This window comes from Saccharomonospora sp. NPDC046836, from assembly GCF_040645195.1.
In the GTDB taxonomy this organism is placed as follows: domain Bacteria; phylum Actinomycetota; class Actinomycetes; order Mycobacteriales; family Pseudonocardiaceae; genus Prauserella_A.
Genome location: NZ_JBEYXW010000067.1, coordinates 1 through 12,100 on the forward strand (window position 1 = coordinate 1; position 12,100 = coordinate 12,100).

At 69.8% G+C, this 12,100-nt stretch carries 10 protein-coding genes and 2 CRISPR repeat arrays; of the genes, 8 read left to right on the forward strand and 2 right to left on the reverse strand.

Annotation, left to right across the window (positions count from 1 at the left end; all coding sequences use genetic code 11):
* Positions 1-129: 129 nt before the first annotated feature.
* Positions 130-459: a CRISPR direct-repeat array (repeat unit 37 nt; unit sequence GTTGCGATCCTCGGCCGCCCCGGAGGGCGACCGCCAC).
* A gap of 229 nt (positions 460-688) precedes the next feature.
* From ABZ863_RS33970 to ABZ863_RS34005, 8 genes are all read left to right on the forward strand, one after another.
* On the forward strand, positions 689-2,953 hold the full coding sequence (locus ABZ863_RS33970) for a CRISPR-associated endonuclease Cas3'' (RefSeq protein WP_358543727.1): 2,265 nt from the start codon (positions 689-691) through the stop codon (positions 2,951-2,953).
* Positions 2,954-3,229: 276 nt separating this feature from the next.
* Positions 3,230-3,916 carry a type I-C CRISPR-associated protein Cas5c gene (gene cas5c / locus ABZ863_RS33975; RefSeq protein ID WP_358543730.1) on the forward strand — a complete coding sequence of 229 codons (687 nt, stop codon included), beginning with the start codon at positions 3,230-3,232 and terminating at the stop codon, positions 3,914-3,916.
* Position 3,917: 1 nt separating this feature from the next.
* Positions 3,918-5,753: a type I-C CRISPR-associated protein Cas8c/Csd1 gene (cas8c, locus tag ABZ863_RS33980; protein WP_358543733.1), complete on the forward strand. Its 1,836-nt coding sequence runs from the start codon at positions 3,918-3,920 to the stop codon at positions 5,751-5,753.
* Positions 5,754-5,806: 53 nt separating this feature from the next.
* Positions 5,807-6,724: a type I-C CRISPR-associated protein Cas7/Csd2 gene (gene cas7c / locus ABZ863_RS33985; protein ID WP_358543735.1), complete on the forward strand. Its 918-nt coding sequence runs from the start codon at positions 5,807-5,809 to the stop codon at positions 6,722-6,724.
* Between the two features lie 88 nt (positions 6,725-6,812).
* Complete coding sequence (locus ABZ863_RS33990) at positions 6,813-7,385, forward strand: Dna2/Cas4 domain-containing protein (RefSeq protein WP_358543738.1); 573 nt, start codon at positions 6,813-6,815, stop codon at positions 7,383-7,385.
* Entirely contained in the window at positions 7,382-8,416 is a 1,035-nt protein-coding gene (gene cas1c, locus ABZ863_RS33995; RefSeq protein ID WP_358543740.1) for a type I-C CRISPR-associated endonuclease Cas1c, read from the forward strand. The genes ABZ863_RS33990 and cas1c overlap by 4 nt, the downstream gene beginning before the upstream one ends.
* Positions 8,416-8,706: a CRISPR-associated endonuclease Cas2 gene (cas2, locus tag ABZ863_RS34000; RefSeq protein WP_189500664.1), complete on the forward strand. Its 291-nt coding sequence runs from the start codon at positions 8,416-8,418 to the stop codon at positions 8,704-8,706. Before cas1c ends, cas2 begins: the two co-directional genes overlap by 1 nt.
* Positions 8,707-8,852: 146 nt before the next feature.
* A CRISPR array of direct repeats spans positions 8,853-9,995; the repeat unit is 37 nt; unit sequence GTGGCGGTCGCCCTCCGGGGCGACCGAGGATCGCAAC.
* A 204-nt stretch (positions 9,996-10,199) separates the two neighbouring features.
* Positions 10,200-10,721 carry a hypothetical protein gene (locus ABZ863_RS34005; protein WP_358543742.1) on the forward strand — a complete coding sequence of 174 codons (522 nt, stop codon included), beginning with the start codon at positions 10,200-10,202 and terminating at the stop codon, positions 10,719-10,721.
* Between the two features lies 1 nt (position 10,722).
* On the opposite strand, the gene ABZ863_RS34010 is transcribed toward ABZ863_RS34005, so the two are convergent.
* On the reverse strand, positions 10,723-10,950 hold the full coding sequence (locus tag ABZ863_RS34010) for a hypothetical protein (RefSeq protein WP_358543745.1): 228 nt from the start codon (positions 10,948-10,950) through the stop codon (positions 10,723-10,725).
* A 106-nt stretch (positions 10,951-11,056) separates the two neighbouring features.
* Positions 11,057-11,434, reverse strand: a complete 378-nt coding sequence (locus ABZ863_RS34015) for a hypothetical protein (protein WP_358543747.1) — start codon at positions 11,432-11,434, stop codon at positions 11,057-11,059.
* Positions 11,435-12,100 lie beyond the last annotated feature (666 nt).

The window sequence follows — 12,100 nt, forward strand, 5'->3', positions numbered from 1 at the left end:
GTCGAAGGAGGCGGCGAGGATGATGTTCTCGCCGGTCGGCAGCTCCTCGGTGGCGCTGACTCGCTGCATCTCGCTGCCGAGGAAGTTGTACCACTTCATGGCGGGTGTCTCCTGACGTCAGGCCGCGAGGTTGCGATCCTCGGCCGCCCCGGAGGGCGACCGCCACTCCCTCACGAGGTGGCGAAGCGTGGCCGCGAGCTGGTGTTGCGATCCTCGGCCGCCCCGGAGGGCGACCGCCACGTCCTCGAAGCGATCCAGGGCCTCGGGCGCCGGGTCGTTGCGATCCTCGGCCGCCCCGGAGGGCGACCGCCACCGCCTCCAGGCCCGCGACAGCCGCCTTGTACTCGGGGTTGCGATCCTCGGCCGCCCCGGAGGGCGACCGCCACCTCACCGGGGAGGCGAGCGTCCTCGACGGCCGCACCGTTGCGATCCTCGGCCGCCCCGGAGGGCGACCGCCACCCTGGTTGGCCAGGGATTTGTCTGTCTGAGTGCTCTCGACCACCAGCTAAGCAAGGCCCGATTGCGAGCAAAACTGACATTTTCCTTGGGTGTGATTGGCGTGTCGTGCGTGTGCTTCAGGTTCCGAAGCGGCCTGGCTGGTCGCTTCGGGGTGGTCTGGGTTGTGGTGTCGGTGGTCCACTTTACGGTGGCTGCCTTCGGTGGGTGGTCGATCGGTGAGGGGGCCGGGATGTCGGGTCGTGAGTTGGTTGCGCACAGCCGGAATCCGTGGGGTGTGCGGCATCTGCTGGTGGATCACCTGCGGGGTTCGGCTGCTTTGGCGCGGGGGTTCGGTGAGTTGTTCGGGGCTGGGGAGGCGGCGGAGTTTCTGGGGTTGGTGCATGACGTGGGGAAGGGGTGTTGTGCCTGGCAGGAGCGGTTGGGGGTGGTTGAGGGGTCGGGTGGCCGGGTGGGGGTGCCGCACAAGGAGGCGGGGACGGTGCTGGCGGCCCGGGTGGCGGGCCGGCAGTTGGCCGCGGTTGTGCAGGGGCATCACGGGGGTCTGCCGGATCAGGTGAAGGTCAAGGAGGTGGTGGCGGAGCTTCGGGGGAGCTCGGTGGTGGCTGAGCAGGCGCGGGAGGCGACGGCGGCTGTGGCGCGGCTGGTGCCGGAGGCGGTGAGGGCGGAGCGGATTGCCCCGCCGTCGTGGTTGGCGGGGATCGGGTCGGCGGAGCGTCGGGCTGAGGCGTTGGATCTGTATACGCGGATGGTGTTCAGCTGTGTGGTGGACGCCGATTACCTGGATACGGCGGCGCACTTCGCCGGCGGGTCGCCGCGGGTGGCCGGGCCGGTGGACATGGGGGCGTTGTGGGAGCGGTTCCGGGTGCGGCGGGAGGGGGTGCTGGCGGCGCGGGGGGTGTCGCCGGTGGATGGGGTGCGGGGGCGGGTGTTCGAGGAGGCGGTGGCTTCGGGTGAGGGGGAGCGGGGGTGGCACGTGCTGCATGTGCCGACGGGTGGGGCGAAGACGATGGCGGGGGCGGGGTTCGCTCTGCGGCATGCGGTGCGGCACGGGTTGCGGCGGGTGGTGGTGGCTGTTCCGTTCATCAGCGTGACCGAGCAGACGGCTCAGGTGTACCGGGACCTTCTCGACCCGGAGGAGCGGTCGGAGGAGGGGCCGGAGGTGGTGCTGGAGCATCACAGTGCGGTGCAGCTGGAGGGCGAGGGCGCCGAGGGGGCGTGGGGCCGGCTGGCGGCGGAGAACTGGGATGCGCCGGTGGTGGTGACGACGACGGTGCAGTTGTTCCAGTCGCTGTTCTCGCGGAAGCCGTCGGCGATGCGGAAGCTGCACAGACTGGCGGGGTCGGTGATCGTGCTGGATGAGGTGCAGGCGCTGCCGGACCGGTTGCTGGTGCCGATCTTGAGTGTGTTGCGGGAGCTGGTGGAGCACTTCGGGGTGTCGGTGGTGCTGGCGTCGGCGACGCAGCCGGCGTTCTGGTCGTTGTCGCAGTTGGAGGGGGTGCCACGGAGGATGGTGGTGGGGGACGTGTCGAACCTGTTCGAGGAGCTGCGGCGGGTCGGGTACGAGTGGCGGATGGGGGAGGGGGTGACGTGGGAGTCCGTGGCCCGCGAGATCGCGGAGGAGGGCGGGGAGCAGGTTCTGGCGGTGGTGAACACGACGCGGGATTCGGCGCGGCTGCACCGGTTGCTGACGGGTGAGGAGCCGGGCGTGGTGGGGGTGAGGGTGCCGGTGTGGCATCTGTCGACGCGGATGACGTCCGGGCACCGTCGTGAGGTGATTGAGCATGTGCGTGGGGAGCTGAAGGCGGGTCGGCCGGTTCGCGTGGTGTCGACGTCGTTGATCGAGGCGGGGGTCGACGTGGACTTTCCGCGGGTGTACCGGGCGTGGGCTCCGGCGGAGTCGTTGCAGCAGGCGGCGGGCCGCTGCAACCGCGACGGCCGGCTGGGCGAGGGGCGTGTGGTGGTGTTCCGGCCGGCCGGCGGCGGTATGCCGAAGGATCTGTCCTACCGGGCGGCGATGGACGCCACCGCCGAGTTCTTCGGCCCGGACCTGGCCTTCCCGGACGACCTGGAGGCGCTGGGGGCCTACTACCGGAAGCGGTGGGCTTTGCAGGGGGCTGGCAGCAGGGCGATGGGGGAGGAGATTCAGGAGATGCGGCGCCGGTGGGACTTCCCGGCGGTGGCGGACGCGTTCCAGATGATCGACAACGCGTACGCGCAGTCGGTCGTCGTGGTCCGCCCGGGCAGGCCGGAGGACGAGGAGGCTGTCGAGGCGGACATCGCTGCGTTGCGGTCGCCGTATCCGTGTGGGCCGGAGCCGTTGCGGCGGCTGCAGCCGCACATGGCGACGTTGCCGCGCCATGAGGTTGCCCGGGCGTTGGAGGCGGGCCTGGCCGAGCCGGTCGTGGGTGACCTGGTGGTGTGGCGGGGGTTCTACGACCCGGTGCGGGGCCTGGATGCGGACCGTCCGGAGGACCGTGGCGGCTTCGTGCTCTGAGCCGCCGCGGGGGCCTGTTCCAGGTGGCGGGGACCGGAGTTGGGGGTTCCGGGGGCTGATTGTCAGTGCCCCTGCCTACAGTGCGGGATCAGTAGGGGACAGTCGGTGACGACGTGTCTCGTGGTTCCGTGCTGCCTCGTGCAGGGCCCGCCCGTCGGCGGCCCTGCGCGAGGTGGTGCTCGGCAGAGAGCGGTTGTGATGAGGGCGACGGTGCCGGCGAGGCGTAGAGCGGCCCGGGGCAATGAGGGGTGGGCGTTTCCGGACCTGGTGGTGGAGGTGTGGGGGGATGCTGCCTGCTTCACGCGGCCGGAGCTGAAGACGGAGCGGGTGAGCTATCCGTTGATGCCGCCGTCGGCGGCTCGTGGGGTGCTGGAGGCGATCTTCTGGAAGCCGCAGTTCCACTATGTGGTGCGGAAGATCGAGGTGCTGCGTCCGGTGAGCTGGATGCGGGTGCGCCGCAACGAGGTGAAGTCGGTCATCAGCGCCCAGGAGGTGAAGAAGCTCCAGGCTGACCGGCGGCACCGGTACGACGTGGAGGCGGACCGGGACCAGCGCAGCACGCTGGCGTTGAGGGATGTCCGCTACCGGATTCACGCGCAGATCGTGGTGTCGCCCGAGGCGCTGGCGGGGTCGGCGAAGTTTCCGCCGGCATCGGAGGAGAAGTACCGCGAGCAGTTGCGGCGCCGGGTCGAGCGCGGGGCGTGTTTCTCGGAGCCGTTCCTGGGGTGCCGGGAGTTCTCCGCGTTGTTCGGGAAGCCTGACCCTGGGCAGCGGGCGGTGAACTTCAGCGACGAGCTCGGGGTGATGCTGCACTCCATCGAGTACGGGCCCGGCGGGGAGCGGTACCGGTGGTTCCGTGCCTCGGTCACCGACGGGGTGATGGAGGTCCCTCTGGAGCCGTTGCCCGAGGGTGCGGTCGCGATCGTCTCGTCCGGGTGGCGTGCGGACGGGGCGGAGGGCTGAGGTGCTGCTGCAACGGCTGACGGAGTACGGGGAGCGGATCGCCGGCAAGCTGCCGGCGGAGTTCTACCGGGAGAAGCAGATCCACTGGGTGCTGGACATCGGCGAGGACGGCCAGCAGGGAAGGCTCCTGCACCGCAAGGTGTCGGGCCGTCAGCGCGACCAGGTGGTGAGCAAGCCGGTTCCCTACGTGCAGCGTTCGGGGACGAAGGTGCCGCCCTACCTGCTGGTGGACACGGCCGAGTTCGCCCTCGGCATCGCGAAGGCGGACAAGGACGGCAAGGTCACGGACAAGGCGAAGGACGAGGCGGAACGCCGTCACGAGGCGTACCGGGAGCTCGTCCTGCGCTGGGCCGCAGCATCGGACGAGCCCGCAGCCGCGGCCGCGCAGCGGTTCTTCTCGGTCGGGCCGGTGACGTTCTCCTTGCCGGAAGGCGTCGACGCCAAGCAGGTCGAGGCGAAGGACACGGTCGCGGTCATGGCCGGCGCGCGCTGGCTGCACGAACTGGACTCGGCGCAGCGGCTGTGGGCCCAGGAGGTCCGCGCCCGCAAGGGAGGTGCCGAGGAGCGGTCCGGACTGTGCCTGGTGTGCGGCGAGCACCGTGCGCTGCTGGCGACGATCCCGGAGCCGGTCAAGAAGGGGGCCGTCCCGACAACGGGCGGCAGCAACGAGGGCCAGCTCATCAGCATCAACGCCCCTGCCCAGGGCCGCGAAGGCGCCACGCAGCTGGTGAACACCCCGGTGTGTCACCAGTGCGGCGGACGGTCCATGGCCGTCCTCAACCACCTGCTCGCCTCGGACCGGCACCGGCGCCGCTTCCGCGACGACGGCGTCCTGCTGTGGTGGACCCGCCACGGCCAGGACGACTCCGCGCTCGCCATGTTCTTCGACGACCAGCCCGACCCCGCCGAGGTCGAGCGCCTCCTCGACTCCGTCCACACCAGCCGCGCGCCCACTGCCGGCGGAGGGCTGGACACGGACGCCTTCTACGCGCTGTCCCTGGGCCTGAACAAAGCCCGCCTGGTCGTACGGGACTGGATCGACGTCCCCCTGCCGGCCGCCCGCCGGAACCTGGCGGCCTGGTACGAGGACCACGGTGTCTGGGACGGCTGGGAGGGCCGGACCCGCTACGTCCCGCTGTGGCAGATGGCCCTGTCCTGCGGCCGCTGGCTCGGCGAGCGCTACGCCCCCAAAAGCGCCCCCCACGGCCTGGAGCCGGAGCTGCTCCGCAGCGCCCTGCACCAGATCCGGCCGCCCGCCCGCGCCCTGCCGCTGCTGCTGCAGCGCGTCCACGCGGACCGCCGCATCGACCTGCCCCGCCTCGCCCTGCTGAGGCTGCTCCTCAACCGTTCCCTCAACCCCCAGGACCACCTGATGCCCCAGCTCGACAAGGACAGCACCGACCCCGCCTACCGCTGGGGACGGCTCTTCGCCGTCCTGGAATCCGTGCAGTACGAGGCGCTCCCGGACATCAACACCACGCTGCGCGACAAGTTCTTCAGCGCAGCCTCCACCGCGCCCGCCAGCACCATGCCCCGGCTCTACCGGGACGCCGGAGCCCACCTCAAGCGCCTGCGCCGGGACAAGCCCGCCGCCGCCCACGCCCTGGAAGCCCGCCTGGAGGAGATCTACGAGAGGGTCTGCGACGACCTTCCCGGCCACCTCGACGACGTCCAGCAGGGCCGCTTCATCATCGGCTACTCCCACCAGCGCGCCGAGGACCGAGCCCGACGCCGGGCCGCCAAGGAAGCCAAGGAGGCCAAGGAGAAGGCCCAGCGGGAGACGAAGACGGCCGACGTGCCCGCCCAGGCCGACGCCCCGCAGCTGTCCGCCAGCTGACGCACCACACCCGCCAACCCCGACAGCACAACGAAGGCCACTTCATCATGACCATGAGCGACGCTCACCTGGACCCCACCCGCAAGCACGACTTCGTCTTCCTCATCGAGGCCATCGACTCCAACCCCAACGGCGACCCCGACAACGCCGGCCTGCCCCGCACCGACCTGGTCAGCGGCCAGGGCCTGATCACCGACGTCGCCATCAAGCGCAAGATCCGCAACACCGTCGCCCTCATCAACACCCTCGAACCGCGCGAAGGCCGCGAGATCTACGTCGAAGCCGGCACCGCCCTCAACAGCCAGCACGAACGCGCCTACACCGACAGCAAGGTCACGGACCAGAAGTCCGCCCAGGAATGGATGTGCCGCAACTTCTTCGACGTGCGGATGTTCGGCGCCGTCATGACCACCGGCAAGCCCACCAAGCAGGCCGGCCGCGTCCAGGGCCCCGTCCAGATCGGCTTCTCCCGCACCATCGACCCCATCACCCCCCTCGACATCGGCATCACCCGCGTCACCCCCACCAAGGAAGAAGACGTCAAGGCGTGGCGCGAGCGCAGCGCAGCCGACGACAGCGACGCCAAGGGCAAAGAGACCGAGATGGGCTCCAAGTACGTCGTCCCCTACGCCCTCTACCGCGGCACCGGACACTTCAGCGCCCCCCTCGCCCACCGCACCGGCGTCACCAGCGACGACCTCGCCCTCTTCTGGCGCGCCTTCGAGATCATGCTCGAACACGACCGCGCCGCCGCCCGCGCCAACCTCGCCCTGCGCGGCCTGTACGTCTTCACCCACGACGACGCCTTCGGCCGCGCCCCCTCCCACGAACTCTTCGACCGCATCACCGTCAAAGCCCGCGGCGACGTCAACGCCCGAACCTTCACCGACTACGGAACCGTCGAAATCCGCGACACCGACCTCCCGCCCGGCATCACCCTGACCACCCTCCTCCCGCGCACCACCGGATGACCACCCCGCACACCAGCCCAGGCGGAGAGCGCGAACTCACCCAGATCACGCTCTCCGCCCTGGAGCACCACGCTTACTGCCCACGCCAGTGCGGCCTCATCCTGCTCGAAGACGCCTTCACCGACGATGCCGCCACGATCCGCGGCACCCCCTGCACCAACGCGTCGACACCCCAGGCAACAAAGGACGCGGCACCATCCGCACCCTGCACGCCCTGCCCGTCTGGCACGACGACTACGGCCTCACCGGTATATGCGACACCGTCGAACTGCACCACGACGGCCGCATCCTGCCAATCGAACACAAGTCCGGTCGCTACATCCCCGGCGGCCCTGCCGACGTCCAAGCCGCAGCACAGGCCCTCTGCCTGCAATCCATGTTCCAGCGCCCCGTCCCCGAGGCCGCCATCTTCTCCGCCGCCGACCGCAGACGCCACCTCATCACCATCGACGACACCCTGCGAAGCCGCGTCCTCCACACCGCACATGCTGTCCGAACTCTCCTCGACAGCGGCCACCTCCCCGCCCCTGCAGCCGACACCCGATGCCGACGCTGCTCCATGGCCACCCACTGCATGCCCCAAGCCCTCGCCGACACCCGCCGCTACCAACAAGCCCTCACCGCACTCCACACCCCTGACCACCAGGACAACCCAGCGTGACCACCGAACTCCTCAACACCCTCTACGTACAGACCCAGGGCGCCGACCTCCGTCTCGAACAGGACAGCCTGCGCGTCCACCTACCCGACACCCCCGGACGCCAGATACTCCCACTGCGCCGCATCGACGCCATCGTCCTGTACGGCCACATCAACCTCTCCACGGAACTGATCACCCGCTGCGCCCAAGACCGCAGACCGGTCACCTGGATGACCAGAGGAGGCCGCTACCTCGCCCGCCTCGACGGAGCCATCCACGGCAACGTTCTCCTCCGCCATGCCCAACACCAATGCCACGCAGATGCCGAAGCCCGACTCGGCATCGCCCGCAACATCGTCGCCGGGAAGATCCGCAACAGCCGCTGGGTCCTCCTGCGAGCCGCCAGAGACGCCACCACCACATCAAAAAACCGCCTACGCGAAGCAGCCGCCTCACTGGCAGAGGGCATCGCAGCCACCAGCACCGCTGAATCCCTCGACGTTCTTATGGGCGTGGAAGGAAACGCCGCCCGCACCCACTTCGCCGCCCTGGCCTTCGCCATCCGGCCCACCGACGGAATCCCGGCCTTCTCTCACCGCAACCGCCGGCCGCCCACCGACCCCGTCAACGCCCTGCTCTCCTACACCTACGGGCTACTCCGAGGACTCGTCCACGGAGCCGCCGAACAAGTCGGCCTTGACCCCTACATCGGCTTCCTTCACGGAATCCGCCCTGCCAAACCGGCTCTCGCCCTGGACCTCATGGAAGAGTTCCGCCCCGCACTGGCCGACCGATTCGCCCTGACCCTGCTCAACCGCCGGCAACTCCGCCCAGCCCACTTCCAAACCACCCCCGGAGGCGCCGTCCACCTGACCGACGACGCTCGGAAAGCCGTCATCACAGCCTGGCAGGACTGGAAGACACAGCCCTGGGAACACCCCATCGTCGGCCGCGACATCCCCGCCGGCCTCCTACCAGTCGTCCAAGCACGCATCCTGGCCCGACACCTCCGAGGAGACCTCCCCGCCTACCTGCCCTGGACCGCAGCCTGATGGAACTCCTCCTCACCTACGACGTCGACACCACCACGCCCGAAGGCCGCCGCAGACTCCGCCGCGTCGCCAAGCTCTGCGAGGGACACGGCATCCGCGTGCAAAAATCCGTCTTCGAGATCATCACGGACGACCAAACCCTGCTGCAGCTCACATACGACATCGAGGACCTGATCAACACCGAAACCGACAGTGTACGGATCTACCGACTGCCCCCCTCAGGCACAGAAACCGTCCAAACTCTCGGAGCGGCAGCACCTCACCCACATCGCAGCGACCTGATCCTGTAGACGACGGCACGCTCCGCTTCGGAACCTCAAGCACACACGCGACACGCCCATCACACCTAAGGAGGATGTCGGATATGTGCACTAATGGGCATTCTTCGGCTGGCTCTCGGGAGTACTCAGACGGTCAAAACCCCTGACCAACCAGGGTGGCGGTCGCCCTCCGGGGCGACCGAGGATCGCAACTTCGCTGCGCGGGTCCTCATCCGGGACAGGAACGGTGTGGCGGTCGCCCTCCGGGGCGACCGAGGATCGCAACGACATGGCGCTCATGCGCTGCGTGACGCCGCCGATCGCGTGGCGGTCGCCCTCCGGGGCGACCGAGGATCGCAACATCGTCGGTGTCGAGGGCGCCCGGCACCTGCTCATGGTGGCGGTCGCCCTCCGGGGCGACCGAGGATCGCAACGGCGACGATCTGCATGGCCTGCTCGGGGGTCAGGGCGTGGCGGTCGCCCTCCGGGGCGACCGAGGATCGCAACGACATGGTGGTCGTCATCTCGTAGCCGAGAGCCTGAAGTGGCGGTCGCCCTCCGGGGCGACCGAGGATCGCAACTTGAGGGCTTCGAAGTCGGGCCGGGGCAGCGCCTGGAAGTGGCGGTCGCCCTCCGGGGCGACCGAGGATCGCAACTCCAGGGCGAAGCCTTCGACGGCGGAGATCTGCTTGGTGGCGGTCGCCCTCCGGGGCGACCGAGGATCGCAACTGCGTCATCCACCACAGGTCGACGCAGGCCGCCCGGCGTGGCGGTCGCCCTCCGGGGCGACCGAGGATCGCAACCTCGGCCGACACCCCCTCCTCGACCTCGACCGAGACGGTGGCGGTCGCCCTCCGGGGCGACCGAGGATCGCAACAACCGGGACACGAACGCCTGGGAGGACGACAAGGAGGTGGCGGTCGCCCTCCGGGGCGACCGAGGATCGCAACGCCGCCGTCTACGTCGCCCTGTACATCGGCCACACGGTGGCGGTCGCCCTCCGGGGCGACCGAGGATCGCAACACTGCCAGGCGCACGGCCGCCCCTCCACTCCACCCAGCGTGGCGGTCGCCCTCCGGGGCGACCGAGGATCGCAACGACGCCCGGCATGGCGGTGGCGGCGATCTCCGCCCAGGTGGCGGTCGCCCTCCGGGGCGACCGAGGATCGCAACTACGAGGACATGGAGAAGGAGGACAACGAACGCGGGTGGCGGTCGCCCTCCGGGGCGACCGAGGATCGCAACTGGGCGGGGGCTCTGCGGTCGATCGACCCGACGTACGAGTGGCGGTCGTCCTCCGGGGCGACCGAGGATCGCAACCGCACGTGCAGACCTGCAGCGGCCGCAGCCGCGTGAAGTGGCGGTCGTTCAACTGCCCCACCTGGCTACCCCGGAGATCGCCGAGCTCATCCGCCCCGGCACGCCGGTCGCCGCCGCCTGCTCCGCCTGCTGTCCGCGCCGACAGAGAGGGCGGGCGGGAAACTCCGGGAGGGCACCGAGCAGGCCGCCCGCGCCTGTCCCACCGTGCGCAAGCCGGTGCTGTTCGGGGTGTACGACTGGACGGACACCCCGCACGCCTACCGGGCAGAGCTGACCGGCTTCGTCGACGAGCCGCTCCTGTCGGCCGACCCGGTGCTCCGGGAGGAGACCGAGCTCTCCACCGCCTGGTTCAGCGCCGTACGGGCCACCCTTGCCACGGTCGCCGCCGTCCGCACCGACCGGATCGCCGTCCGGCAGGAATGGATCGACCGCGCCGTCCCGCAGTTCACCGACCACCCCGCCCCACACATTGAGGTCTGGGAATGCGCCCACGGCGACCTCCACGCCGCGAACCTCACCACCGGCGCCACCCTGCTGGTGGCCTACTCCCAACTCGCACCGCACACCGCCGCACGAATGCGGCACGAGCTCCGGGACGTGCTGGACACGTCCGCCGGCCGCGCCGCCACGCTCGTGGCCTGCGCCGACCTCCTCCAGTCAGCGTTCCGGGGCGACCACCCCGACCTCACCGGCGCGCTCCATGAGCTCGTCGAAAGGGCTGCCTAGACTAGTCCCGCAGGAAGCGATGCGCCTGCTCATCGGTCGCCGTGTACTCGTTGTCGTAGTGGCTGTCGGCCCAGGAGGTCTTGCCCTTGGCGCGGATGATGAGCTGGCCCCCCGAGATCCGGTACCACCGAGTCTCTGAGGAGTTCTTCATCGAGCGCCCGGGGATCTTCAGTTCGAAGCCCTCGTTCTGCTTCAGCAGTTGCTGACGCACTTCTCTCGTCAATCGCATGATCCCCCCACGGTTCATATGAACCGTGGGGGGATCATGCCACCTCATAGCCCGATGTGTTGCGATTCCGGCAGAAGCTGCTCGTGCTGCTCGGGAAGGCGTGCCGTCAGGCGTTGACGATCTCCTGAATGGCCTTGATCTTCTCGTCGGTGGAGAGCTCTCCGTGTCCCTGTCCGAGCAGGCTGCGGAGGACGGCGGCGACGTCGCGGCCGCCCGGCTTGAGGATGACGTCGATGGCGTCGGCAGCCGGGCCGGCGGCCGAGGAGTAGACCCAGACGATCTGCTCCTGGCGGGGGGCGGTGTTGAGGTCGGGGTTGAGGGTCTCGGTGGGGAACCAGCCGAGGCTGTCGTCGGTGAGCAGTTCTTGGATGGAGCCGAGGACGTACCTTCCGAGCTTCTGCTTGCCGAGTTCGGCGCGGAGTTCGCCGAGGGTGATGTTGGTGATGCCGCCGTTGTCCGCGCAGCGTTGAGCGATGGTTCTCATGGTCCCCCCTGGGATCACGCGACGGTTCGAACGAGTTGTTCCGTCGGCTTGATTTACTTATCTCACGAGCTTCCACAACTTGTCCTGTGATTCCGGATACCTCATGCCGCCATCTGCCACCGCTCAGCGAGGGGCAGCCCGAGCAGCTCCTCCCGCCCGTACTGCGTCCCGCACACGCACCGCCGGCCGCGGGTGTCGACGGTGGGCCGCAGGGCACCCCCGCGCGGGTGCGGGCCGACTGGACCGAGGCCGCCCGCAGTCGCTGGGGCGTCGGCGCATCCCCGCGGGTGCGGGGCCGACGCACGGCACCGAGTACTCGGGCACCGAGGGCGGGGAGCATCCCCGCGGGTGCGGGGCCGACCCGCATGTCGCGGGTGAGCTCGGCCATGACGTCGGAGCATCCCCGCGGGTGCGAGGCCGACGCCGCAGGTGAGCGAGCTGGTTGGGGTGCGTGGGGAGCATCCCCGCGGGTGCGGGGCCGACCAGTCCGGCAACGTCCACCTTCGCCTCGGCGCCGGAGCATCCCCGCGGGTGCGGGGCCGACATCTTCCCGGCCGTGATCGCGTTGGCGTCGAGCGGAGCATCCCCGCGGGTGCGGGGCCGACGCTCCGGCCTCGGGGGTGGTCAGGTCCACGGGCGGAGGACGAACTCCGGCACGACCCGACC

What these genes read in the sequence shown, in the direction of transcription:
- ABZ863_RS33970 (WP_358543727.1), top strand. Translation starts at nt 689, where the DNA reads ATGTCGGGTCGTGAGTTGGTTGCGCACAGCCGGAATCCGTGGGGTGTG.
- cas7c (WP_358543735.1), top strand. Translation starts at nt 5,807, where the DNA reads ATGAGCGACGCTCACCTGGACCCCACCCGCAAGCACGACTTCGTCTTC.
- cas2 (WP_189500664.1), top strand. Translation starts at nt 8,416, where the DNA reads ATGGAACTCCTCCTCACCTACGACGTCGACACCACCACGCCCGAAGGC.
- ABZ863_RS34010 (WP_358543745.1), bottom strand. Translation starts at nt 10,950, where the DNA reads ATGCGATTGACGAGAGAAGTGCGTCAGCAACTGCTGAAGCAGAACGAG.
- ABZ863_RS34015 (WP_358543747.1), bottom strand. Translation starts at nt 11,434, where the DNA reads ATGAGAACCATCGCTCAACGCTGCGCGGACAACGGCGGCATCACCAAC.